General features: G+C 44.1%; 22 protein-coding genes. 17 read left to right on the top strand and 5 right to left on the bottom strand.

The features are described 5' to 3' along the window. Positions 1-683: 683 nt before the first annotated feature. Together IPJ70_03190 and IPJ70_03185 are read left to right on the top strand one after the other, a co-directional pair. Positions 684-2198, top strand: a complete 1515-nt coding sequence (locus tag IPJ70_03190; GenBank protein ID QQR82262.1) for a hypothetical protein — start codon at positions 684-686, stop codon at positions 2196-2198. A gap of 135 nt (positions 2199-2333) precedes the next feature. Then, positions 2334-2696 (top strand): hypothetical protein, encoded by a 363-nt coding sequence (locus tag IPJ70_03185; GenBank protein ID QQR82261.1) that lies wholly within the window; start codon positions 2334-2336, stop codon positions 2694-2696. Between the two features lie 76 nt (positions 2697-2772). Here IPJ70_03185 and IPJ70_03180 read toward each other — a convergent pair whose 3' ends face one another. The 3 genes from IPJ70_03180 to IPJ70_03170 form a co-directional block, all read right to left on the bottom strand. Then, a complete protein-coding gene (locus IPJ70_03180; GenBank protein ID QQR82260.1) occupies positions 2773-3135 on the bottom strand; it encodes a hypothetical protein in 363 nt (120 codons plus the stop codon). A gap of 138 nt (positions 3136-3273) precedes the next feature. Continuing rightward, positions 3274-3669 carry a hypothetical protein gene (locus tag IPJ70_03175; protein ID QQR82259.1) on the bottom strand — a complete coding sequence of 132 codons (396 nt, stop codon included), beginning with the start codon at positions 3667-3669 and terminating at the stop codon, positions 3274-3276. Positions 3670-3672: 3 nt separating this feature from the next. Continuing rightward, positions 3673-3912 (bottom strand): hypothetical protein, encoded by a 240-nt coding sequence (locus IPJ70_03170; protein QQR82258.1) that lies wholly within the window; start codon positions 3910-3912, stop codon positions 3673-3675. A 260-nt stretch (positions 3913-4172) separates the two neighbouring features. On the opposite strand from IPJ70_03170, the gene IPJ70_03165 reads away from it, so the two are divergent. Next, a complete protein-coding gene (locus tag IPJ70_03165) occupies positions 4173-5723 on the top strand; it encodes a YifB family Mg chelatase-like AAA ATPase (GenBank protein ID QQR82257.1) in 1551 nt (516 codons plus the stop codon). 306 nt (positions 5724-6029) lie between these two features. On the opposite strand, the gene IPJ70_03160 is transcribed toward IPJ70_03165, so the two are convergent. Further along, entirely contained in the window at positions 6030-7046 is a 1017-nt protein-coding gene (locus IPJ70_03160) for a M23 family metallopeptidase (protein ID QQR82256.1), read from the bottom strand. A gap of 674 nt (positions 7047-7720) precedes the next feature. On the opposite strand from IPJ70_03160, the gene IPJ70_03155 reads away from it, so the two are divergent. Both IPJ70_03155 and rsmA read left to right on the top strand, forming a co-directional pair. Further along, positions 7721-9742 (top strand): UvrD-helicase domain-containing protein, encoded by a 2022-nt coding sequence (locus IPJ70_03155; protein ID QQR82255.1) that lies wholly within the window; start codon positions 7721-7723, stop codon positions 9740-9742. A gap of 164 nt (positions 9743-9906) precedes the next feature. After that, the gene (rsmA, locus tag IPJ70_03150) at positions 9907-10701 is read left to right on the top strand and encodes a ribosomal RNA small subunit methyltransferase A (protein ID QQR82254.1); all 795 of its coding nucleotides are present in this window, start codon (positions 9907-9909) and stop codon (positions 10699-10701) included. Here rsmA and IPJ70_03145 read toward each other — a convergent pair. Then, positions 10679-11848: a peptidoglycan-binding protein gene (locus IPJ70_03145; GenBank protein QQR82253.1), complete on the bottom strand. Its 1170-nt coding sequence runs from the start codon at positions 11846-11848 to the stop codon at positions 10679-10681. The genes rsmA and IPJ70_03145 overlap by 23 nt on opposite strands. A 65-nt stretch (positions 11849-11913) precedes the next feature. On the opposite strand from IPJ70_03145, the gene IPJ70_03140 reads away from it, so the two are divergent. The 12 genes from IPJ70_03140 (at position 11914) to IPJ70_03085 (ending at position 24847) form a co-directional block, all read left to right on the top strand. Then, the gene (locus IPJ70_03140; protein ID QQR82252.1) at positions 11914-12909 is read left to right on the top strand and encodes a hypothetical protein; all 996 of its coding nucleotides are present in this window, start codon (positions 11914-11916) and stop codon (positions 12907-12909) included. A gap of 9 nt (positions 12910-12918) precedes the next feature. Beyond that, a complete protein-coding gene (locus tag IPJ70_03135) occupies positions 12919-14667 on the top strand; it encodes a hypothetical protein (protein QQR82251.1) in 1749 nt (582 codons plus the stop codon). A gap of 54 nt (positions 14668-14721) precedes the next feature. Next, positions 14722-17010 carry a hypothetical protein gene (locus tag IPJ70_03130; protein ID QQR82250.1) on the top strand — a complete coding sequence of 763 codons (2289 nt, stop codon included), beginning with the start codon at positions 14722-14724 and terminating at the stop codon, positions 17008-17010. A 27-nt stretch (positions 17011-17037) separates the two neighbouring features. Next, complete coding sequence (locus IPJ70_03125; protein QQR82249.1) at positions 17038-17652, top strand: hypothetical protein; 615 nt, start codon at positions 17038-17040, stop codon at positions 17650-17652. An 84-nt stretch (positions 17653-17736) separates the two neighbouring features. After that, the gene (locus IPJ70_03120) at positions 17737-18102 is read left to right on the top strand and encodes a four helix bundle protein (protein ID QQR82248.1); all 366 of its coding nucleotides are present in this window, start codon (positions 17737-17739) and stop codon (positions 18100-18102) included. Positions 18103-18142: 40 nt separating this feature from the next. Then, on the top strand, positions 18143-18562 hold the full coding sequence (locus IPJ70_03115; protein ID QQR82247.1) for a PrgI family protein: 420 nt from the start codon (positions 18143-18145) through the stop codon (positions 18560-18562). Between the two features lie 42 nt (positions 18563-18604). Beyond that, positions 18605-19270 (top strand): hypothetical protein, encoded by a 666-nt coding sequence (locus tag IPJ70_03110; GenBank protein QQR82246.1) that lies wholly within the window; start codon positions 18605-18607, stop codon positions 19268-19270. A 3-nt stretch (positions 19271-19273) separates the two neighbouring features. Next, complete coding sequence (locus tag IPJ70_03105) at positions 19274-21199, top strand: conjugal transfer protein TraC (protein ID QQR82245.1); 1926 nt, start codon at positions 19274-19276, stop codon at positions 21197-21199. A 7-nt stretch (positions 21200-21206) separates the two neighbouring features. Then, positions 21207-21956 carry a hypothetical protein gene (locus IPJ70_03100; protein ID QQR82244.1) on the top strand — a complete coding sequence of 250 codons (750 nt, stop codon included), beginning with the start codon at positions 21207-21209 and terminating at the stop codon, positions 21954-21956. 27 nt (positions 21957-21983) lie between these two features. After that, entirely contained in the window at positions 21984-22712 is a 729-nt protein-coding gene (locus IPJ70_03095) for a hypothetical protein (GenBank protein ID QQR82243.1), read from the top strand. A 1-nt stretch (position 22713) separates the two neighbouring features. Then, entirely contained in the window at positions 22714-23604 is an 891-nt protein-coding gene (locus IPJ70_03090; protein ID QQR82242.1) for a hypothetical protein, read from the top strand. Positions 23605-23611: 7 nt separating this feature from the next. Then, positions 23612-24847, top strand: coding sequence for a hypothetical protein (locus IPJ70_03085; GenBank protein ID QQR82241.1), 1236 nt, complete (start codon positions 23612-23614; stop codon positions 24845-24847). The last annotated feature ends 27 nt before the right edge of the window (positions 24848-24874 follow it).

The following is a 24874-nucleotide window of genomic DNA, read 5'->3' as shown; positions in this document are numbered from 1 at the left end:
GTGCGCATATCGTGCACTCACACAACGAGGTGAAGCATGCCGTCACTGTCACAGATTCTACTCGTACTGCTCGTCACCGTCGGGGCAATCGTTGTCTTTTTCTATCTCAAGAGATTGTATTTGAACCTCCGTTACAGACGTTGCACGTGCGGAAGTAAGAGGATATCTGTCTGGACGAGTACGACGAGGTACTACTCAACAGATACGCACTGCTTTCGGTACCGAAAACAGACAATCAAGTTCTGTGCCGATTGTCAGGAGTCAGAGGTCATTGGACAAAGATATGTGAAACGCCCGTGGTTTGAGGATTAACCCTTCCACCACCACCGCCCGAAGAGCCGCCGCGCTCATCGGGCGGTTCTTTTTTTATATTTACTGATAAGCGAGGTTAAACCTCTCTGTGTTTTATACTCTCTAATTCGCGCGAATAGGCGAATAAAAAAGCACCCTTTTTGTTACATACTTCATGTTACATGTTGCACGCTTCCACCTTCGTCATTTGTTATTTGATATTGAATTTTTCCACATACTACATACCATCTACCACATACACGTATCGCCTTATCCTTTTTTGGACTTTGGATTTTGAACTTTGCATTTTTACCCCGTGAGATATTTGGTGAGAAAATCATCCACACAACACGGCATACACATATTTATCTCACGGGGTATACTATGCATATATGGTTGATCCACTTCCAACGAATCCATCATTTGGTCTTCCGCCAGAAATTCCAACAGGAACATCGACACCCGTTCCTGATGATGTTGTGTTTGCACAATCAACTCCTTCTTCTCAAGCGTCGTCAGACACCCCAGCAATGCGATCGGCAATGCCAAAACAAACACTCATTGACGTGCTTGGACCAGAAGCCGTTTCTACACCCTATACACAAACACCAGAACCCCTGTCTGCAACACAATTTGCAGTATCGGGCGTTCCAAAATCAGCACCTGCTCCAGCACCTGCTCCTGAAACAACACTGCCAGACATTGTCGAAGCTCCTTTTGAACATGCAATTCAAGACGCTCCAAAAAAAGTAATTGCATTCGGCATCCCTGCAGAACAGTCACCTTCAGAAGCTAAGCTTCCGACGAGTGCTCGCCTGACACCCGAATCAACACCACCTGCGCAAAGCACACCTGCCGAAGCATCATTTTCTCAATCAACATCTGCAATGGAACGCGTTTCAGAAGCAGCTCGGCGAGCATCTATTCGCACACTTGAATCAGACGCCGCAGAAACTATTCACAATCAAAATCTTTCTGTTTCTGGAATTGCACTCGCCCAACAACAGGCAACAAAAAAAGAATTGTACGACACACTTCCTGACGAAGAGCGCACACACAGTATGCCGTGGATTCTCGGGGGAGTTGGCCTCGCAGTACTTGGTGCAGTTGTGGTAACCGTTGCATTTCTCATGCAAACCCAAACACCAACCACCCAAATAACCATGACCGCACCCGATGCGCTTATTCCAGGTGTGGAAGAAACAACGCTCGACGTGACCGACATGTCACGAACAAAACTTTCACAAACGCTCGGCGCGTTGCCCTCTGTATACACACAAAAAACCGGCATATCGCTTGTGCGTCTCGTAACATATGCGGACACAACAGACGCAGATGGAAATGTAACCCGTGTAGTTAAAAATGTGGTGCCCGATGATTTTTTTACAACACTCTCCGCACGCAACACGGATCGTCTTGCGCGCTCTCTTGGAACACTCTCATACGTTGGTGTTGTGTCAAAAGCAGGAAAAACTTCACCATTTCTCGCATTTGAAGTAACATCATACGAATCAGCATTTGCTGGACTTCTTGAATGGGAGAACACACTTCCTGAAGATATTGCATTTATGGTTCGCACCCCAGCACCTCTTCCTCCTCCACCTGCGCCCACACTTCCGCCCGTTTCCACATCAACTGTTGCAACAACCACAGGCGTATCCACAACAACAGTCGCAACAACCACACTAATACAAGTACCAGTTGCTGTGCCCGTTATGACTTCAATCACGCCTGTCTTTAAAGATCTCACCATCAAAAACAAAGACACTCGCGCACTCCTTGGAACTGACGGCAGTGTGCGCGTTCTTTACTCATTCCTTTCACAAAAACTGCTTATCATCGCCCCCGACGAAGATACACTCGCGGCGGTTATTGACTATATTTCCACCGCCCGCTTTACGATGTAACATTTTAGGTTGCCACACGACTACTTTGGTGTTCACACATACCGGCTTATTCGCACGAATAAGCCGGTATGTCTCATTTGGATTTTGAGCTTTGTGCTTTGGACTTTAAGTGTATATCTGGTAAGATGTCCCCGTATGAATACTATAACTACCGAGCAACTCGCTCATTTCAAACAAGTATTAACCGATGAAAAGGCACGCCTTGAAAGCGAACTTTCAAATATTGGTATTAAAAATCCAAACATGACAGGCGACTGGAGTCCTATTGTTGATGAAGCAATCGACGTTTCAACCGCAGACAAAAACGAACTCGCAGATAAATTTGAAGACCTAGAAGAAAACACTGCAATTTCAGGAACACTCGAGACACAGCTCAAAGAAGTTACTGACGCCCTCGCACGAATAGAAAATGGCACGTATGGCATTGATGAAAAGACAGGTGAACCAATCTCTGTTGAACGCCTTGAAGCAAATCCTTCAGCGCGAGAAAATGTGTAAGTGAATGGAATGTTGAAGATAGAATGTAGAATGTAGCAAAACACCCGCTCGGCATACGCCGGGCGGGTTTTGTGTTCTACTTTTTTCTGTGGAGAAGGCTCATGAGAACCCCGAGGGCCGTCTCCTTTCCGACTCTGGAATCGACGGCGCAGGCCTTTCCGTTGGCTCCGCACTCGATCATCACGTCATTTGCAACGTCGCTCGAGGAAGACGCTACAATGATTCCCGTGTACTTGAGACAACGAACAAATCCAAGAACCTTGGGGCTATCGAGAACAATCCCGTCAAAGATACCCTTGTGTGAGTTGAACACGCCAACCGCCTCATCGAAGGACGGGGCTTCTACAACATCCACCACTCCCCAGATTTTCTTGAGCTGGCGACACAACGTCGCCCGCATTTTTGCGTCGCTCTCAACCACGAGAATTCTGAGTCCCATACCGTTCTCCTTTCTTACTAAGTCCAACAGAAACATACATGTCAAAACACAACAAGTCAATACTTTTTAGTCACATACACAAAAACCGTGAGTACTGAAAGCACTCACGGTTTTGCACAAAGAACACCCCACTACCTATCACTTCCTACGAATCTCGATTCGAGCAAAAATCATTTCCTTCTGACTTTCTCCGACCTCAACAAACACACCGAGAATCTTCTCCCTCTCGGGGTGATTGTAGAGATAATTTTCCCATTCACACATCGGACAACAGAGGTGACACACCTTCGTTTGAGAGTTAACCCAATAATCACCCTCTGTACATCCATGCGGTGCAACGTAGTACATCGACTGAATAAAAACCCACTGAGATAGAGGGGCCTTGCGTCCGCAGTGTTCACATGTAAAGGAAATATCTCGTGCGATGTTACGTTTTTGTTGGAGGATGGTTTCAACCGCCTGTCTGAACCTCGCCAACTTTGCGTTGACCTTCGCAAATGGGTCTTCTTTTACCAACTGTCTGCCAACTTTCATGACCTATCTCCTCTCTGTAAAAAATGATCCGAGGTATGGCACATCCAGATCCTGTCCAATTCTGGTTACACCAACAGAAATCACGAGGTCAAATTTCTCCCCGACGGTTCCTAATTCCAACCCGAATCCCAAAATGGGTCGAATATCTCTCTCGACGATTTCCGCATCAGGACAAACCCCGCGAAGAATTTTTACAACCTCTTCGCGGTTTTCTGTGTTATCACCTTCAACGAGAATGCGCACGGCGTAGCTCCTTTCAGTATATATCCACGTGGACTATACCCGCCAGAGTCGCCCCGGTCAATCACCACACCATTGCTTTCTACTTACCCCGCCTCCAGCGGAGCACGCTACTTTCTACTCGTCACTTTTTGATATTTGGATTTTGAATTTTCATTGGTTATTGCTGCTTGGTTATTGGTTATTTCGGATTTTATTTTGATATTTGATATTTGAACTTGGCACTTTATCAGTTCTTTATGATGAACTGATAAAGTGCCTGTATGTCTTTCGCAAAAGTGTACAGTGCACAAACGTCGCTTCTCACAGCGCACATTATTTCTGTTGAAGTAGATGTGTCCAATGGCTTGCATGCATTTTCAATCGTGGGACTTCCCGACAAGGCCGTCGAAGAATCGCGCGACCGAGTATCTGCAGCAATAAAAAACAGCAACTTCGAATCACCCAAAAGTAGAAACCAAAAAATAGTTATTTCTCTCGCACCCGCTGACATCAAAAAAGAAGGCCCATCATTTGATATCGCCATCGCACTTGCATATCTATTGTCGCAAGATGATATTCGTTTTAATCCTGACAAAAAATTATTTCTCGGGGAACTTTCTCTTGATGGAGACGTGCGTCGTATTGCAGGTGTCCTTCCACTTGTTATCAAAGCACAACACATGGGATTCACGGAAGTGTATGTCCCCACCGAAAACACGACAGAAGCAGCACTCGTTCGTGGTATTTCTGTGTTTGGAGCACGTTCACTTACAGAACTCATCGCGCATCTCAACGAAAAGAAAAAGCCAGAGGAACCAAAGAGGGCGCCACAAAAAATAGCCGTCACACCAGAGACAGAATACATCCCAACTGTTGCGCCATACAGTATTGATTTCTCGGACGTGCGTGGACAAACAACTGCAAAACGCGCACTTGAGATTGCGGCAGCGGGCGGACACAACATTGCGTTGTGGGGTCCGCCCGGAACAGGAAAAACACTTCTTGCAAAAGCGCTCGTCGGTATTCTCCCGCCACTCTCATTTGATGAGATGTTGGAAGTAACAGCAATTCATTCTGTTGCAGGATTACTCAAGGAGCACACCGTCACACACCCACCATTTCGCTCCCCACACCATACAAGTTCGTATGTCTCTCTCGTTGGTGGCGGAGCATTTCCAAAGCCAGGAGAAATCACTCTCGCACATCGCGGTGTGCTTTTTTTAGATGAGTTTCCTGAATTTGATAGACGCGTCATTGAAAGTTTGCGACAACCACTCGAAGATCGTGTCGTGTCGGTTGCACGCGTCCGCGGAAGCGCACAGTTTCCCGCCGATACACTTTTAGTTGCAGCACTCAATCCATGTCCGTGTGGAAAGTGGGGGAGTGGACGAGCCTGCACGTGCTCGCCGCACATTTTACTTCACTACCAACGAAAGCTGTCTGGACCAGTTATGGATAGAATTGATTTGTGGGTTGAAGTTGCGCCTGTTGAACATGCAGACCTCTCACGCGGTAGTGATGGTGAGGCAAGTAGTGTCGTGCGGGAGCGCGTTCTTTCTGCACGCACGTACCAAACAAAAAGATTTGAAAATACACCACGAAGAAAAAACAGTGATATGAACGTGCGCGACCTGGATACGTTTACACCACTGTCAAAAGAGGTGCGAGATATTCTCAATGTATCTGCAAAAAAGTTAGACCTCTCGGCCCGTGCGTACCATCGCGTCATAAAAATTGCTCGCACCATTGCTGATTTAGAAAATGCTGAGCACATCGAAAAACACCACATCCTCGAAGCACTCCAGTATCGACCAAAAATGTTCACGACATAAAAACTCTTACAGCACACGCCACGCAAATCTTTAAGGTCGCACATTGCGACCTTAAAGACCGACCAGTTTTGAATTTTGATATTTGAGATTGGTCATTCGCATAAAAACCGCCATCACTGGCGGTTTTTATGCTTTGGGTATTTCTAGATCAAAACCCGTAGCGCGTGTCCCCACACACTACCAGCTTCACCCTAGAACTTCTCTTTTGTGTTTTTCATGTGCTTTCTGCTTACCATTTTTACTATCTTCAACCTTTTCCAACTACCAAACCAATCACCAACTCCTCACCTCTAACCCCACCACTACTTAGAAAGGGTTTGTTGCCCCACGAACTTCAAAGTGCAAGTGCGCCCCTGTTGAACGTCCTGTTGAACCAACAGCTCCAATCACGTCACCTTGTCCAACACTATCACCAACGGCAACCGACGTACTACTCAAGTGTGCATACAGCGTCTGTGTTCCATTACCGTGCTTCACCACAATGTAGTTTCCGTATCCACCATTCCATCCACCGCTTTGAGAAACAATGACCTCACCCGCAGCTGAAGCGTACACAGGTGTTCCCACTGGTGCGGCAATATCAATACCATTGTGTCCGTGCAACCCTTGAGATCGCACCCCATGTGTTGGTCGTAGGTAGTATCCAGCGTATGTTGGCCCTGAGTATGCCCGAGATGCACCACCCGAAGCACTCTTTGAAGACGTCACAACAACCTCACCGTCAGGAATAATAATTTCACTCGCAACAACAAGAGCTGTTCCTTCTTCCAAACCGTTGTACTGTATAATTTCTTCAACATCACCCTTGTACTTCTTTGCAATACTTTGTATGGTGTCACCTTTCTTCACTATGTGACGAATACCTGTCACCGGAAGAATGACGAGTGTTTGTCCTGGCTGAATCGTCGATTTGCCGGTCATGTTGTTTGCCCAACGAATAGTGTTTATGGAAACGTTAAACATGTCCGCAATCATTGAAAGGGAGTCTCCTTCGCGAACAACGTATGTAGAAATTTGATCAGATGTTGCCGAAAGCCGACGACCATCAGCAATTGGGTTTTCATCAGAAGCGAGCGCAACGCCGTATACAATATTAGAAGGCGTTGCTACAGCGAGTTTTGGATTTGGATTTCCTGTACTTTCCAATAATGGCATGTTGAGTGACGTGAGTCGAATACCGGGAAATTCTTCCTGAGCACCCACTGAAGGCAATGCACCATATATACCAAGCAACGCACCGTAGGTCACGAAGGGAAGTAGTGAAACAACGACACGAAAGACAAAAGCGCGCCAGAAGCGCTTTGACTGAACACCATGTTTCATTCGGTTCGTTAAAAGAGAAAACCACGAACCAAAATCACGATAGGAAGATATTATATAGTTGGGTTAGATTGTAATTCCGCGGTGTCTGGCGTACCCGCCTTATGCGGGTGGACATTCTTAACTCCTGCAACATCAATAATTCTACGGGAATAGGGATAAAGGGGCAATAAAGAAGTGGACTACTCCGTGGATAAAAATTATGTCAAAAATGGCTTTGTAGAGCCGTTTTTTGAATTTTTGACCATCCACTATCCATTGACATTACACCTGTTTTTATTGTAAAAAACATTTACTCCCTAACTTTTGAGGTCTTGACATGACACAATTTTCTTATAGAATATCTTCAGAAAGTACCCAACCCGAGCATTACGCTTGGTTTGGTCAAAAATTGGGAGGTTTCAAATGCTTACCGGATCCAGGGTCTTTTTCTTTCTCGGTTTGGTCCTGTTCTTGTTTCTGCCGGCAGTGATGGCTCGGGGCACGGGAATCGAGAGATTCTTATCTGCAAGTGCGGGAGTCATCTGGGCAATCACCATGATGGTCATCGGCATCAGTATTGAGATCTTCCGCAAGAAGTAGCCGTTCTTTCCACCTTCCGCCGAGCACGCACCCGCGTCGCTCGGCGGTTTTTCTTTTTTGCCTACTACTTCCTACTTTTTAAACTTCTAATTTCATTGGTATTTGATATTGGATATTTGTTATTTGGCGCCCATGCGCCGTGGTATGATGCGTCCATGCATTACCTTGAAAGCTTAAATCCTGCCCAACGAAGGGCTGTTGAGCATATTGATGGCGCCCTTATGATTATTGCTGGGGCCGGAACAGGAAAAACACGCGTTATCACGACCCGCATACTCCACCTTATTAATAGTGGGGTACTTCCAGAGAAAATCCTTGCCATTACGTTCACCAACAAAGCAGCAACTGAAATGCGCGAGCGGGTCGGCCACCTCCTTGGAAGGACCCTACATGCCAGCTACCACATACCAGCTACCACTTCTCCCTTCGTCGGAACCTTCCACTCCCTCGGTGTCAAAATCCTTCGAGAAAGTGCAGCGCGACTCGGCGTAACTAAGTACTTCACCATTTTTGATCGAGATAATTCGCTCTCGGCAATAAAACGAATTGTAAAAGATCTCGGTTTGGATCCAAAACAACACTCACCAAACGCATTCCTTTCAGTTATTTCAAAAAACAAAGGTGAAGCGACGACACTTTCAAAGTTTAAAGAAAAAGCAGGTTCGTCCTATTTTGAACGATTGGTTGTACCTGTGTGGGAAAAATACAATGACGTACTCACCAAAGAAAAGGCATTTGATTTTGACGACCTTCTTCTCTCAACTCTTGAACTCCTCAAAAAAAATCCAGATATTCTAGAACACTACCAACAGCGATGGTCACACGTGCACGTTGACGAGTATCAAGACACCAACACGGTGCAGTACGAATTTACCAAACTATTAGCAGGCGGACATGGAAATATTTGCGTTGTTGGCGATCATGACCAGTGTATTTACACATGGCGAAGTGCGGACATGCGTAATCTCGCGCGGTTTGAAAAAGATTTTGCAAATGTCACCATCGTGATGCTTGAAGAAAACTATCGTTCAACGCAAACAATCCTCTCCGCAGCAAACAGTGCCATTGCACAAAATGAATTTAGAAAAGAAAAAAATCTTTTTACCAATAGCTCCAACGGAGAAAAGATAGAGCTCTACACTGCAGCAAACGAAACAGATGAAGCAACGTGGGTTGCAACACGCGCACAGGAATTAATTGCGAGCGGGGTTCCAGCAAATGAAATTGCTGTGCTCTTTCGCGCAAACTTTCAGTCACGTGTACTTGAAGAGGCGTTTTTAAACACGCACGTGCCGTATCAAATGCTTGGCGTACGATTTTTTGAACGAAAAGAGGTGAAAGATATTCTCTCGTACATTATCGCCGCACTCAACCCAGACAGCACCACCGCCATTGCGCGCATCATTAATGTGCCCGCACGCGGAATTGGGAAAACAACACTGCTCAAAATTCTTTCATACCAAGAACACGATTTGCCTGCAAAGATGAAAGAAAAAATCGAACGCTTCCGTGCACTTCTCGGACGCGTTGCAGAAGTAGCGCGCACACACAAACCCTCCGACGTGGTGAAGTTTGTAATTAAAGAAAGTGGACTTGAACTCGATCTTATACACGGAGGTGACGACGACATAGAACGCCTTGCCAACATGAAAGAGCTTGCAACGATTGCAACGCGATACGACGCACTTCCGCTCGAAGAGGGAATCAGTGCATTCCTTGAAAACGCATCACTAGCAAGCGATCAAGATGCACTCAAAAACGACGAGTCATCCGTAAAGCTTATGACCATCCACGCCGCAAAAGGCCTTGAATTTGCTCATGTTTTTATTGCCGGACTCGAAGAAGGGCTGTTTCCGGACGAGCGAAGCGAGACACGTGATACGCCAGAAGAACGTGAGGAGGAGCGCCGACTTTTTTACGTTGCACTCACCCGCGCACGCCACCAAGCACACCTTTCCTACGCATTCATTCGTACTATTTATGGAACGGCGACTATCAATACGCCCTCGCGATTTGTTACCGAAATGGATACCGATCTTATTGAGGACGTCACCCCAACAAACGAGTGGAAACCGCAAGGTGGTTTTGGAAAAGGACTCCTTGATATAGACTTTTAAAGAGTGGGGGTGGGGAGTTAGGAGTGAGAGATTGGTGATTGGTTTAGAAAATAGAAGGTAGAATGTAGGAAGTAGTAAGTGGTAGCAAAATAACACAAATATTTTGTACCGATATATCGGTACAAAACACAAACACACATAGAAACTACTTTAATTTTTTAAACATGACACATCGTGCAAAAAAAGAACTAGGGCAAAACTTTTTAAAATCAAAAGTTGCACTCAATAAAATTATTGAGGTAGGTGAACTATCCGCAACAGACACTGTGCTTGAAATTGGACCAGGGAAGGGAGCCCTGACGCGAGCACTCCTTGATACAGGATGTCGTGTGCTCGCGATTGAAAAAGATGCCGACCTTGTTACATACCTGCAGGAAATATTTGCTCCAGAAATTACATCAAAACAATTACAGATTGTTCGAGATGACATTCGCACGTTTGATTTTTCTCATTACGCGCTAGATGATTCACGTTACAAGTTAATTGCAAACATTCCGTACTACATCACGGGAGAAATTCTCGAATTATTTTTAGCAGGAACACACAAACCTGAACGCATCGTAGTGCTTGTACAAAAAGAAGTTGCACAACGTATTGTCGCACACGATGGAAAGGAGAGTATTCTTTCGATGTCAGTTAAAGTCTTTGGCACACCGAAGCTTGTCATGAATGTTTCAAAAAAATATTTTTCTCCTGCGCCAAAAGTTGATTCCGCAATTCTTCTCATCACCAACATCACATCGCACCTTTCACCTGTCGACGAAACAACCTTCTTTACCCTCGTTAAAACAGGATTTGCCCACAAACGAAAACAACTCGTTCCCAATCTTGCGAGCCTCATACCAAAAGAAACGCTTTCGCGTTTCTTAATCGAGCGTGGTTTTTCTCCAAATGCTCGGGCAGAAGAACTATCCGCCGAGGATTGGGTTGCATTGACTACGGTAATGAAGACCCCATAAAGAAGGTCATCACTCCCATCGTTGGAATCAACACTGTGTACGGGCCCGCTTGGAAGTAACACGTCTGAACTCCTGGCGTATACCACCCCGCAGTTATAAGGGCAAAAGGCATCTGCCAGTAGGCAAACTTTTGAACGTACGTATACCCAAGCCATGCCGGCATAGGTAACCCAACAACAATTGCCCACGTTCCGCTTGCGGTACACAAAAAACGGTAGTATACATACCCTCCAAAAATCGGTATAGCAAAAGCATCAGCTTGTTTTGGTCGAAACATACTCAGTAGAGAATCCCCAAAACCAGCCAAAAGCGTCGTTGGTTTTTGCACCTCTGGAATTTTCCACGCAACATCTTCAGTAGCTTTCACCAGAGACATAATATCCTTCTTGGAGTTTTCACGAATCTGTTTTTTAACCGCATCTTGTACTTTTGCATCCATATCTTTTAGATATCCACCTTCTTGAAGAAGTGTGATGAACAGTTCTGCATTTTTTTCATTTTGTTTTTGTTCAAGATCTAGTATTGCCTGCGTCGTTGGTGGGGTTATTTTTGTTTCAGAAATAACCTGCGTGTCTTTTTTTGCCTCATCTATTTGTTTTTGAGAAATAATAGACGGCTTAGCTTTTGTCATAATGCTGGTAAATAGCTCCTTCGTCTTTTTGTCAGGATCTACCGCTGTATCCACAACAACCGGCTTGACCATGCCACTAAATGTACTCGTACCACCCGTACCAGAATCCTTAGTTTGGGTTGTTTGTTGTGGAGATACACCCATGGACACATTACCTTGCCCAAGACCAACAGAAAGCCCCACAAGTGCGCGTGTTCCCGCACCAAAAACACCCGTTCCCGATTTTAAGCCATATGGAACAAGGATTTCTTGGGAATGCAGTTCTTGGTATCGCCGTACCGCATCGGCTGTCAGTGCGCCATAATATGTCGTTTCTTTTCCTGGAGACCCTGGTCCTGTTCCCAAAATCTTAGTTGCCGAATTTTGATTTAAAAAAACCTGTAACTGCACCACGTCAGAGCCGGAATCACCAATGGTTAAGTTACGAAAAAATAGTTCCGTTGATGCATTAGAAAAAAGTGGTGTCAAAAAAATACCGACGCACATACCTATACACAGGAAAATATTTTTTTGCATAGACATACGCATAGTATAGCGTAGAATGGAGAACGACAACACGTGGTGTGTTTACTTTTCATTGTATGGAATCAGAATTAACGTTACACAAACCAGGCAAACGCGTTTTTGCTATTGGTATTATTGCCATTGCGATTATTGTTGCCACAATTGTCCTAAAAACACACCCGCCTACTTCGGAATCAACCATCACACCCAAAAATAACTCAACGGCTACTCGCACGACGTTTAGTGAAACAGATTCTGATGCAGATGGCCTTAAAGATTGGGAGGAGTCACTCTGGGGAACCGATCCTACCAAGAGCGATTCAAATGGGGATGGTGTTAGTGATTTTGCCTATGTACAAAATCAAAAGGCAACCGCAGAAAAAACAAAGGAGGAAATCGTGAGTTCGGCAACAAGTAGTTTATTTTCCTTTTTTGAACAAAATAAAAACCTGACCAAAACCGACGCCCTTTCTCGAGCACTTTTTGAACAAGTTATTGCCTTTAAAAACGCCGGAGTTCCACTTACTACCGATGACGCAAATCAAGTAGCAGCACTTTTAGGCAACGCCATCGTTACACCAGCAAATCTCGATCAAAAAATGGTCCAGTTGAGCGACCTTACGATTATTTCTCAAGCAACCCCCGAGCAACTACATGCGTATGGAAATGCCGTTGCTGGAGCACTTAAGGTCACCTCGTCTGAACAAAATAATGAATTTTTTGCACTTGCCGAATTTGTAAATACCGGCGCGGTATCATCTCTCAAAAAACTTGCACCTGTTATTGAACACTACAAAATCGTACTCGCCAGACTTCGCTCTATTCCCGTACCAAAAGAGATTGCTCCAACATATATTGCTTTCATGAACGGCATACAAACAAACACACTTATACTTGAACGCCTTGAGAATCTTTCGGCAGATTCAGTGACTGTTCTTCCTGTATTACAAAAATATCAAGGAAACATTGAGGCAACAACATCAAAATTGCGCGACATTAAATCATTCCTTGTTTCAAAAAGGGTTACCTACACAAAGTTGGAAGACGGCTTTTTACTTGTTACCATGTACTAACACTCTTTCATGAACTCTTTTTGTACAAAACTACTCACACTCTTCCTTATCACACTTTTTGTGGTGATGCCCATCAGTCTCTCTCTTTCAACTGGCCTTAAAATACAACGGCTAGAGGCCGCCGGTGGAATTCAACTTGGTGAGCTTGGAAAAGGTTTTGTCGCCGGAGCTGCCTCATGTGTTGTTGTCGCAACCGCAATGAAATATATTTCTGCAGGAGTCGCACTTATGCCGGCAGCAACACTTCCTGGATCAGAGGCCTCAACCGGTGTTAAGAAAGCCATCGACTGCATTCTCTATCAAGTGGTCAATACTATTATTGAAGACATGATAAAGAGTATTACCGTCTGGGCACAGAGTGGTTTTGAAGGAAATCCTGTATTCGTCACAAATGTTAGTCAGCACATGCTTCAAACCGCAGATGCCGTTATGGGACAACTCCTTCTCGAAAAAGCCCCCCTCCTCTGTTCACCATTTAAAGCACAGATTCAACTTGCACTGATGCGGTCATACCAACAAAACAGCGGGCGAATAACATCTCAGTGTTCTCTCACAGGAGCGGTGAGCAACATTGATGACTTTATGAACGGTGATTTTAACGCCGGAGGATGGAACGGGTGGGTAGAAATGGTAAGCAACCCATACAACAACCCGTATGGTGCATACCTTGAGTCTGATATGGAAATAAAGATACGACTCATCAACGCCGCTGGAGAACAAACAAAAGATATTTCTCTTGGAAGTGGATTTTTATCTAAAAAAGTCCAAGATTGTTATCTAACACCTGCGGATGGTATGGGGCCACCAGCACCATATGACGAAACGCAAGAAGGCCCACCTCAAGGAACTGTAAGTTGTGACCCGGAACGGACGGTGACTCCTGGCTCATACATTCAAGAACAAGTTGCAAAATCAACAGGTTTGCAAATGGACCGTCTCTCGTTTGCAGACGAACTCAACGAAATGATTACCGCCATCATGGCATACCTCATTCGTGACGTTCTCTTGGGCGAAAAAGGACTTGCAGGATACGACCCAGCCGACTTCGCTAACGACAAATTCCCAGCAAACCTTCCTTCCGCAACAGAAATTCCTGATGGTACCGGAGGTATTGGTGCCTCATGTCAGGCAACCGCAGAAGATGGCAACGGATCCGGAGCAGGGGACCCAATCTCGTATTCAGAAAACGGAACGTTCTTCACCACAACCGCAGACGACACTGTTCGTGATTATTACTTTGGCGATGAGAGTACGGACACAAAATACACAAAGGTAATTGTTGGTTTTGATGTCAAAGTTGGAGAGTTTACCAACATAGACGGTAGTTACAACTTCCACGAACTCTTTTATCTTGCGCGTGGAGATAAGTGGTGGAACAACCTCATCGGAGAAGTCGGATTAAAAATTCAAGGAGCCGATGGAAGTAAACTTGTCACACAAGCACACCTGGCGGGCGCATGCAAAGAAACGCAAACTTCATTCGAACCTGCAGTAGGTGATACGCTTCATATAGAATATACCTACGACACACTTGAAAAAGTTGCTGGTGTAGATATAAAGTCAGGGAACGATATTATTGCGAGCGCATGGGATGGAATAACCGCTGATGTTATTGAAAACAACAACCAAAGTTTCCACATTAGCATTGGAGGAGTAACTGATGATAACGGAGAATACCAAGTAAAACTTGGACCTGGATGGGAATTCTCAAATCTGAATGTTGAAATGACGTATGTCGGCGAAGGAATTCAACCATAATACACAGTGTTGCGTACATCAGAACGCAGAGTATGTAGTACCATAAAAGTAACAATGTTCGTGGGGATTAAAAAAAGAATACATTGGGCACTGCCACTTCTTCTTGTGGTTGTTCTTCTTGTATCTGTTCCACTACCAACCAATACACACCTTGCACGAGCCGAAACCTCAACAGTAAATGAAACAACACCTGCACCTACTCCAACCCCGGCCAACCCTCCAACTGGAGAAACAACACCTGCGCCAGGCACTCCTGAAGAATGTCGTGCCAAAGGTGGAACGTGGCAAAACTCATCTAGTACCTGCATTGGCGGTGAGGCAAAAGGCGCAATGTCAACAACAGGCGGTGGAGCAAATTTTTGGGACATCATAACCATGCCACGAGTTTTGGTTGCGTGGATGCTCTATATCGTTCTTGAGATATTGGGATGGCTTCTTGCTATAGCTGCCTATATTTTGGATTCTAGTATTTCATTCTCCATAGTTCACATGGGTGCATTTATGGACACCCAAGGGGGGATCGGCGCTGGAATAAATGCTGGTTGGGGGATTATCCGAGACCTCGTCAATATTGTATTTGTCTTTGCACTCCTCTTTGTGGGTATCAATACCATTCTTGGATCGTGGTCGTCCTCTGGTTTTAATACAAAACTCATTCCCAAAATTATTCTCGCCGCACTACTGATCAACTTCAGTATGTTGTTCACAAAAATTGTGATTGATACATCAAACATCCTCACCCTTGAACTCTATACCGCCACACAAAAATACGATACAAAGAGCACAGTTTTGGGAGTAGAAGAAAGCCAGGGTCTTTCTGGTGCATTTATGGACAAGTTGGGTGTTATGAAGTTCATGAAAGGAGAACTCTCAGACAACGGTATCGCAAATGAAGCTAATATAAAAAGTGCTGACAAAAGTATATTAACTGATGTAATTATGGCAATTATTATTGTTCTCATTGCCATGTTTATGTTTCTTGTTATGGCATTTATGCTCTTGGGACGACTGGTCATTTTTCTTATTTTAATAATTACGTCCCCGATTGCATTCATTGGTGAACTTTTACCGCAACTCAAATCACAAGCAGGGAAATGGTGGGACACACTCTGGGGGCAGGCATTTTTTGCACCTATCTTTTTTGCGTTACTTTTAGTTGTATTTGAAATCCTTAAAGATCCAAACTTTAATAATCCGTCTATTATTATTGCATCCACCGGTACAGGCCTCACAGGTTTTCTTAGCACCACCGCCGTCGATCTTATCAAATACTTCATCGTCATCTATCTCCTCATCTCTGCGCTTGTTATCGCAAAATCTGTTTCAGGTGATGCTGGAAAGGGTGTCGCAAAACTCGGCTCAACACTAGCTGGTGGTGCGGTGTTTGGAGGAACAGCATTCTTGGCGCGCAACTCTCTTGGACGAGCGGGTGCTAGATTAGCAAACTCTGCTACGGTTGGCAAAATGACTGAGTCAAACAGCAAATGGGTACGTGGAATCGGCAAAACCTTTTCATACACCGGAAACTTGGCACAAAAAGGAACGTTTGATGCCCGCGGAACACGACTTGCTGGAGGGCTCGCTGACATGGCAGGTGCTGATTTAGGAAAGGTTGGTAATAAGGGTGGTCTCGTTGGTTCCCGTGAAGCAGGTGCAAAGAGAATTCAAGAGAGAGCAGAGATGTACGGAAAGAATCAAGCGGTTGCATCACAAGAGGCAAAGGTGCGAGAGGCACAAGATAACCTTAGAGCAGGATTGGGCACCGATAAACAAGCAGAGCATGAAACAAAACTCAGAGAGGCACAAGATATACTCACTGAAATGAGGGGTGGTCGCTCACAAACACGCACAGAGCTTGCACGAACAAGCGCTGCGCTTACAGACGAACAGAGGAAGTTGATAAGTACTACTTCAGCAGTTATTGATGCACAAAATGCATACATTAAAAAGACTGAAAAGGCGTTGGAAAATATCAACCTCACCCCTGAAAAACGTGCTCAACTGGAAGCCCAGAAAGAGAGAGCGGAAACAAACCTCAGGGGATACAAAGAAGGCAAGGATAAAAACATAATAAACTTTATTGAACTAAAATCATCTGCAAAGAAAATTACCGACGCAGTCAAATCAGCAAATGAACTGACTAAGACAAAAATTGGTGAGGCATATACAGGTGGACTCACTTCTGCAACGAGAACTGCGGGGGACAAATTACGTGCAGGAAGCGAGAAAAAACCATCAGAGAATATTGCAAAAGAGATTGAAAAAATAATGGAGCAAAACAAAGAACCAGAAATAATCGCAGAAACTCCACCACCAAAAGCACCGGCTGGTTTTAAACCATAGTCAACGTTAAGTGTAGTGTATAAAAATATGGACCAAGAATCCCGCGACATCATCAAAAAAAGACTTACCGAAATACCCGAGTCACTTCGAAAAGCTTTTGCAGAACTCGATTTGCTTGGACGCGTCCGAAAAATCATCACAAAAGAGGGCCTTCGTGTTGACGATGGGGGAATGTTTGAGGACGAAGTAATGCTTGTGTTATTGGGATTAGAACACCCAGATGCATTCGTTTCAAATCTTACTTCTCGACTACACATTTCACTCAGTGTTGTCGAGAGGCTCGTTATTGATACGGAAAATGAAATTTTCCACCCTGTACGAGAATCGTTAATGAAGATGTTCCCAACCGGAGAACATGCGCCATCTGTAGAAAGTTCCACCACAGCAACAACCCAACCAATCATCCAGGCAACACCACACCCTATCGTTCAACCAAGCGTACAACCCGCACCACGGCAACCACACGCCACACCAACACCATCTTCTGTACCATCAGCATCCATAACACACACACTTCCAAAAGATAGCGCACAAACAAAACTTGAACAAAGTTTTCGTATTCCAGCATCTGCAACCACGATTAAAGAAGGCCCCGCGGTATCGCAAAAGGTAATTGACCCATACAGAGAGCCGGTGGAGTAGGGGAGGTGCAATAACAAATATCCAATATCAAATATCAATTTTGAATTGATTAGGATTTTATCTCGACCGTATAAGGTACGTGGTATGCCTGATTACAAAATACCAACACTAACTCAACGCACATCAAGGTTTGGAAAAACCATTATACAGTTTGTCAAAACTATTCAACCAACATACATAAATAAACCCCTGTTGATGCAGATCGTTCGTTCAGGAACAAGTATTGGGGCAAATTACATGGAGGCCGATTGTGGGGAATCTCAAAAAGATTTTATTCACAAACTTTCCGTTACGCGAAAAGAAGCAAAAGAAACAATGTACTGGGCGCATATGTTGCACGTAACTAATCCTGAAAAACGAGATGGGTGTGTAATGGTGTATACTGAAGCACAGGAATTGGTTAGAATATTCTCATCAATTATTAAAAGAACACGATCAAAAAATCTTTGATATTTGTCATTTGATATTTGTTATTGTAATTTTAAACACCATGCGTTTCGAAGTTCCACAATTTATCGACATAGAAGACAAAGTATTTGGACCACTTACTTTTAAACAGTTCATCTATCTTGCTGGTAGCGTAGGGCTTTCTGCGGTTCTGTGGATTTTTGCACCGCTCCTTATTGCACTTCCTCTTATTGTGCTTGTCATTGCACTTGGTGTTGCTCTTTCATTTTACAAAATAAACAACAAGCCTTTTATTGCCGTTATTGAGTCAGCATTCAAGTACTCTCTCGCACATAAACTCTACATTTGGAAAAAAGAAGCAAAAAAAGCAAGTGCTGAAAAAGAAATAGTCGAGCAAGATCCCGGTATTACCGTTCCTCGCATTTCAGATAGTAAATTACGTGACCTCGCGTGGAGTTTGGATGTACACGACGCTCTGAGTGGAGACCAAGAGCAACGCTAGCCCATTGGTGAGACGCAGTTTCTCGGCTACAATAGAAATATCATGGCTCAACCTAAAGCTGCATCAACACAAGCATTCGTGCCTATCAAAGAAATTCGTAGTGGTGTCGTTATTCTCAAAGACGGCTCTCTTCGTTCAGTACTTCTCGCATCATCACTTAACTTCGCTCTCAAATCAGAAGATGAGCAATCCGCCATCATTATGCAGTTTCAAAACATGCTCAACTCTATTGAGTTTCCCATTCAAATACTAGTGCAATCTCGCCGACTTGATATTCGCCCCTACATTGCACTTCTTGAAGAGCAAATGAAGGAGCAAACGATTGACCTCATTAAAATGCAAACCCGCGAATATATCGATTTCGTAAAAGGGTTCACTGAAAACGTCAGTATCATGACAAAATATTTTTATATTGTCGTACCATACACTGGCGCAATTATTTCAGCATCAAAGGGCGGTATTCGCGGAGCACTGAGTGGCCTGTTTGGTACAAAAAACAAAGCCGCTGATTCAGAACAAAAACTCACCGCGTTTGAAGAAAGCCGCAGTCAACTCGAGCAACGAATTGGGGTAGTCACACAAAACCTTGCGCGCACAGGTATTCGCGCCAGACAACTTGGCACCGAAGAACTCGTTGAATTGTATTACAAAATGTTTAATCCTGGAGATTCAGAAAAACCAATCGTGCTTCAAGGACTTCAAAAATAATATATGGGACTTTTTGATATCATCAAAGGAAAAAAGAAAGATACCGTTCAGATTACCCCTGTGCTTCCAAAAGATATTTATGAGGCGGGTGTACTTGAGCTCCAAGATGTCATTGCACCATCTGCGCTCAAGATAACACCGCGCGCGCTCAATTTGGGAGACAGTGTAGTGCGCACCTTTTTTGTTATTTCATACCCACGATTTCTTCCTGATAACTGGCTCTCGCCAATTATCAATATGGATAAAATATTTGATCTCTCACTCTCCATTATTCCCGTTGATACCGCACAAGTCCTTAAAGAGTTCCGTAAACGTGTTGCCGAAGTACAAAGTCAAATTCACATGCGCGAGGAAAAAGGTCTTGTGCGCGACCCAATGCTTGATAGTGCCTACGAAAACCTCGAATCACTCCGCGACCAACTCCAACAGGCAACAGAAAAACTTTTTGATGTCGGGCTCTACATTTCTATTTATTCAGAAAATGAAAACGACCTTGATAAAATTGAATCAGAGATTCGATCCCTTCTCGAATCTCGTCTTATTTATCTCAAACCAGCACTCTTTCAACAAGAACAAGGATTTAAAAGCATTCTTCCTATTGGCACCGACGAACTTGGTATCCACAACAAACTCAACACCGCGCCACTTTCGAGCTTTTTCCCATTTGTATCATTTGATCTTTCATCAAACAAAGGAATTTTGTACGGAGTTAACCGCCACAACTCAGGCCTTATTCTCTTCGATCGTTTTTCAATGCCAAACTATAACTCGGTGATGTTTGCCACGGCCGGCGCTGGAAAAAGCTACGCAACAAAGCTCGAGATCTTGCGTACGCTTATGTTTGAAACAGAAGTTATTGTGATTGACCCTGAACGTGAATATGAAATCATGGCAAGCGCAATGGGTGGGCGCTATTTTGATATTTCTCTCACGTCTCAACACCACATCAATCCATTTGATTTGCCACCTGTCCGTGAGGACGAAACACCTGCAAACGTACTTCGTTCAAACATTATTACACTCGTCGGACTTTTCCGTATTATGTTTGGAGGACTTACCCCAGAAGAAGATGCCATCATCGATCGCGCAATTACCGAGGTGTATGCACTCAAGGATATTACTGGTGAACACGACTTCACCGGAGTCGAACCGCCACTTCTTTCTGATTTTGAACTCGTACTTGCGGGCATGGAGGGAGGGGAGTCACTTGTACAACGCCTTTCAAAGTACACCAAAGGAACGTGGGCGGGTTTCATCAATAACGCAACGAACGTAGACATCAATAAGAAGTTTATTGTCTTTTCTGTCCGCGATATGGAAGACGAGCTTAAGCCTGTTGCTATGTATTTGATTACGCACTACATCTGGAGTGCTGTTCGTCGAGAACTTAAAAAACGCCTTCTCGTTGTTGATGAGGCGTGGCTTATGATGAAAGATGAGAACACAGCATCACTCTTGTTTGGTCTTGCAAAGCGTGGACGAAAATATTTCCTTGGTATTGCAACCATCACGCAAGACGTGGGCGACTTTTTACATTCTCCGTATGGACTTCCCATTATTACCAACTCATCTATTCAAATCCTTTTAAAGCAGTCTCCGTCATCCATTGATCTCGTGCAACAAACATTCAATCTTACTGATGAAGAAAAATTCTTACTCCTTGAATCAGATCGCGGGGAAGGGATTTTCTTTGCAGGTCTTAAGCACGTGGCAATAAAAAGTATTGCATCATATACAGAGGATCAAATCATCACCTCAGACCCATCGCAAATTCTTGCACTTAAAAAATCGCGCGAGGAGCTCAAAGAGTCACGCCAAACTTCTCAACAAGTACCCGATGAAGGACCTCTTATAGAAAAAATATCTAGGTCCGAAGAACATCAAAACGAACTTCTCACTCAAGGAATGGACGTAAAGAATATAGAGTAACTACACTATGGCAGAAAATGATTCTCAAGAAAACAAAAAGCCACGACGAATCGATCCGGTGACTCGTTACAAACTGATTGGAACCGCCATTATATTTGATCTCATCAGTATTATTCCTGTCGTTGGGCAATTTCTTGCTATTGGTGGAGCTGGTATCACGTTTTACATCTGGTTTAAAATGCTCGGCGTATCATTCATAAGCCCCAAAAAAATTGTAACAACTGTTGTGGAATACATTGGTGAAGCAATTCCGATTGTGAGTGCACTTCCCCTTATTACCACAGGAACAATTATTATGATTGTACTGACTGATATTGAGGACAAAACAGGAATAGGGGTGGCCGGACTAGCAACAGGAAAAATACCCAAAGACCAACTTAAAAAAGATATTTCCCGCACAGCAAATAAGACAGTTCGTCGAGAAGCAAACCCAGAACGAGTGGCCCGCGCCCGTGAGCGACTTGCAAGAATGAAGGAGCGACAAACAAACGGAGGGTCGGCCACACTTGCTGGTCGACAAACCATGAAAGACATCACCCCGCGCGAATCCGTTCGTCAAAACAACTTATCACCTCAACAAACGCAAAATCCCCAGCGATCGACACGGGTCCAAGATCGTCCACACCTAGTTCAACGACAAGGTTTTAATCAAGAAATAGCAGCCCCAAACCAAATTCTCGCAAGTAATAGTGGCCCATTAAATGATTACTCTCCTTCATCTGGCGGTGTGGAAAACGAGGAAAAAATAGCCGCTTAAAATAAAAAAGGGTGATAGTATATACGTATGAGCGTATTCCAAAAAATAATACTTCTCACCCTTCTCTTTGTATGTGAACTATTTGTGTACGGAAACGTCGCAAACGCACAAATAAACGTCTCAACCAACCTCATTAAGCCAACAGTTGAAATGATATGGGAGGTTAATTCATATATTCCGCCCTTTTATAAAGGAAAGGCACTCTATCCTGTGGGTGGCAAGACAACGGTTCTCGCTCTTCCTCCTGCTTCTATGGGTGATCCTGCAACGCTTACCTATAAATGGAAGCGTGATGGCACGGCCCAAGGATCTCTTTCGGGAGTTGGTAAACAGTCATTTACATTTGAAGGTTCACAATTTGGTGACGTACCCCTCATTGTTGTTGAAGTTTCTAATGGAAAAACAAAAGAGATCGGGATGGTTAAAATGCAGAAAGTAAATCCCATTATACGATTTTATGAAAATCGTCCGCTCGAAGGTATTGCTCTCGAACGCGTACTTCCAACATCTTTTACAACAACAGAAAAAGATATGATCATCGAGGCGTACCCTTACTTTTCATCAACACATGCTCGTGAGGAGGGTTCGTTGAGTTACACGTGGACCGCAAATGGACAAAAAGTTTCTGGCGCAACCGGCGCAAGTGTTGCAATACAAAGCGACGAACCACGAACAATACAATTGCAACTTTTAATCAACCACGTTACGGAAATTCTTCAACGCGCATCAAGTAGTATAACCATCACCCTTGAATAATATGACACTATTCTCCAAAAAAAACATATTATGTGTCGCACTTTTTATTCTATATATCGTACCAATATTTTTTACACACGCGGCGGCCCCAGTTGCATACAAACTTCTTGTTAGCGATCTCCCAGGACTCGGCTCATCAGTAACACCTGGAGCTGGTGGTGGGGTGGCGGGATATCTCAACACCATTTTTAAAATTGGTCTTGGAATTGCCGTAACGCTTGCCATTCTTATGTTTGTCTACAACGGTGTCATCTACATGATGTCAGATGTTGTTGGAAAAAAAGAAGAAGCAAAAAAAGCATTCTATAGCATTATAGGTGGTCTCATTCTCGTATTTGGTTCTGTTATTATTCTCAACACTATCAACCCACAACTTATTAACTTTGGTCTTTTTGACAGATTAAATACAATTACCGCACCAGCGGGAGGTACTGGTGGAACTGGAGTAACACCACCAACTAGTGGGGGAAATGGCACAACCGACCCCGTACAAGAGGCGAATGTCCGCAACTCACTACTTCCTGGAATCACCGTAAATCACGACGCTTGCCCCGCCGGACAAACACAAGGTTGTACGAATGTTGGAGATCTACCCCCTTCAGCAATAAGTCGACTTCAAGAATTACAACGAGTCGGGGGGGATTTGATTATTAACGGGGGGACAGAGGGCGGACACACAACCCACGGACCAGGACAACCTGTGGTAGATTTAGCGCACAGTATGCAACTCGATGCTTTTTTAAAAAGCCAAGAAGATAAGGGTGAGGCGTCTGTTGGAGGACATGTTTATAAATGGGGGGACAGTTATTTTTGGGACGAACCCACAGGTACTGGGCCTCACTGGCATTCGTGTCTAGGAATAAAGTGCCGAATTAACGGGGTGTCTTTATAAGACTTGTATGAAAAAAATCTTTATCATTCTTGTTGTTGTCATTGTTCTTGCTCTATTGGGTGTGAGTATGTGGTGGTTCTTTTCTAGAAATACTTCGTCCACAGCAACGGGCACTTCACAAACATTCAACCCGTTTGGACTTTTTGATACCACTTCAAACACAACCACGACGGGCACCATTGCAACAAGTACCAACGGACAACCTGCAGGTATTGGTGAACAACAAAAACAATTTGTTACCATTGTTTCTGAAAAAGCAGTCGCTGGTTCAACCTTTGCAACAACAACGCTCGGAACATCCACAGAAACATTTTTACGCTTCGTTGAGCGAGAAACGGGACACATTTTTGACTACTCAACAGCAACTGGACAAAAAACTCGTATATCAAATACCACCATTCCACGTATTCGCGAGGCGGTGTGGGGAAACAATGGATTAACGGTTGCCCTTCGATACCTTGGGGATGGAGATACTATCGAAACATTTCTTGGAACACTTGCATCAAGCACGAACCCAACAAATGAATCTCGACTAACGGGTTCGTATCTTCCGAAAGATATTTCTACACTTTCAATTCACAAAACACTTCCTGAAACGTTTTATCTTATGAAAACTGATGTTGGTGGTATCGGGTATGTGGTAAACAAGGGGGTAACCGAAAATGCATTCTCTCACCCGTTTTCACAGTGGCAAGTCGCATGGAGTGGCCCTTCATCTATTCTTATGACCACAGCACCATCTGCACAATCCAGTGGAAATGGATTTTTACTTAACATACAAACAGGCACATTTACTCGCGTTGCAAACAGTATTGTTGCCCTCACGGCACTTCCTAACACTGACGGCTCTCTTATTCTTCTCGGCTCATTGGCACAATCCCTTCCACGACTTTCCTTGTATAATGTAAAAACCAGTGAACGAACCCCCATAAACATCAGTACCCTCCCTGAAAAATGCACGTGGACAAACACAACGGTGGTATATTGTGCTATTCCTGTTACGAATGTACGGGGGAGTATTCCTGATGATTGGTATCAAGGTGTGATCTCTTTCTCTGATGAAATTTGGAAAATTAATACAACAACAGAGAATTCTGAGTTTGTTCTTGATCCAAAAAAGTACGTTCCTGAAGGGGTTGACGCCATTGATCTCCACGTAAGTTCTGATGAAACATACCTTTCCTTTGTAAATAAAAAAGATGGTTCGTTGTGGCTCGTTGATTTAACTCTCCAAACGTATTAAGAAATTAAAAAGGTCTCGCCCCCACGT

The sequence above is a fragment of the Candidatus Campbellbacteria bacterium genome, assembly GCA_016699465.1.
In the GTDB taxonomy this organism is placed as follows: domain Bacteria; phylum Patescibacteriota; class Minisyncoccia; order Phycocordibacterales; family EsbW-18; genus EsbW-18.
The sequence above is the reverse complement of the archived record's forward strand: the minus strand, read 5'-3'. Positions and strand labels throughout refer to the sequence as shown.

Excerpts from the sequence above, each read along its gene's own strand:
- IPJ70_03165 (QQR82257.1), top strand. The coding sequence starts at position 4,173 with ATGTCTTTCGCAAAAGTGTACAGTGCACAAACGTCGCTTCTCACAGCG.
- IPJ70_03085 (QQR82241.1), top strand. The coding sequence starts at position 23,612 with ATGAAAAAAATCTTTATCATTCTTGTTGTTGTCATTGTTCTTGCTCTA.
- IPJ70_03140 (QQR82252.1), top strand. The coding sequence starts at position 11,914 with ATGGAATCAGAATTAACGTTACACAAACCAGGCAAACGCGTTTTTGCT.
- IPJ70_03100 (QQR82244.1), top strand. The coding sequence starts at position 21,207 with ATGGCAGAAAATGATTCTCAAGAAAACAAAAAGCCACGACGAATCGAT.
- IPJ70_03185 (QQR82261.1), top strand. The coding sequence starts at position 2,334 with ATGAATACTATAACTACCGAGCAACTCGCTCATTTCAAACAAGTATTA.
- IPJ70_03115 (QQR82247.1), top strand. The coding sequence starts at position 18,143 with ATGCGTTTCGAAGTTCCACAATTTATCGACATAGAAGACAAAGTATTT.
- IPJ70_03145 (QQR82253.1), bottom strand. The coding sequence starts at position 11,848 with ATGCAAAAAAATATTTTCCTGTGTATAGGTATGTGCGTCGGTATTTTT.
- IPJ70_03130 (QQR82250.1), top strand. The coding sequence starts at position 14,722 with ATGTTCGTGGGGATTAAAAAAAGAATACATTGGGCACTGCCACTTCTT.
- IPJ70_03095 (QQR82243.1), top strand. The coding sequence starts at position 21,984 with ATGAGCGTATTCCAAAAAATAATACTTCTCACCCTTCTCTTTGTATGT.
- IPJ70_03160 (QQR82256.1), bottom strand. The coding sequence starts at position 7,046 with ATGAAACATGGTGTTCAGTCAAAGCGCTTCTGGCGCGCTTTTGTCTTT.
- IPJ70_03090 (QQR82242.1), top strand. The coding sequence starts at position 22,714 with ATGACACTATTCTCCAAAAAAAACATATTATGTGTCGCACTTTTTATT.
- IPJ70_03180 (QQR82260.1), bottom strand. The coding sequence starts at position 3,135 with ATGGGACTCAGAATTCTCGTGGTTGAGAGCGACGCAAAAATGCGGGCG.
- IPJ70_03125 (QQR82249.1), top strand. The coding sequence starts at position 17,038 with ATGGACCAAGAATCCCGCGACATCATCAAAAAAAGACTTACCGAAATA.
- IPJ70_03175 (QQR82259.1), bottom strand. The coding sequence starts at position 3,669 with ATGAAAGTTGGCAGACAGTTGGTAAAAGAAGACCCATTTGCGAAGGTC.
- IPJ70_03110 (QQR82246.1), top strand. The coding sequence starts at position 18,605 with ATGGCTCAACCTAAAGCTGCATCAACACAAGCATTCGTGCCTATCAAA.
- IPJ70_03135 (QQR82251.1), top strand. The coding sequence starts at position 12,919 with ATGAACTCTTTTTGTACAAAACTACTCACACTCTTCCTTATCACACTT.
- rsmA (QQR82254.1), top strand. The coding sequence starts at position 9,907 with ATGACACATCGTGCAAAAAAAGAACTAGGGCAAAACTTTTTAAAATCA.
- IPJ70_03120 (QQR82248.1), top strand. The coding sequence starts at position 17,737 with ATGCCTGATTACAAAATACCAACACTAACTCAACGCACATCAAGGTTT.
- IPJ70_03190 (QQR82262.1), top strand. The coding sequence starts at position 684 with ATGGTTGATCCACTTCCAACGAATCCATCATTTGGTCTTCCGCCAGAA.
- IPJ70_03105 (QQR82245.1), top strand. The coding sequence starts at position 19,274 with ATGGGACTTTTTGATATCATCAAAGGAAAAAAGAAAGATACCGTTCAG.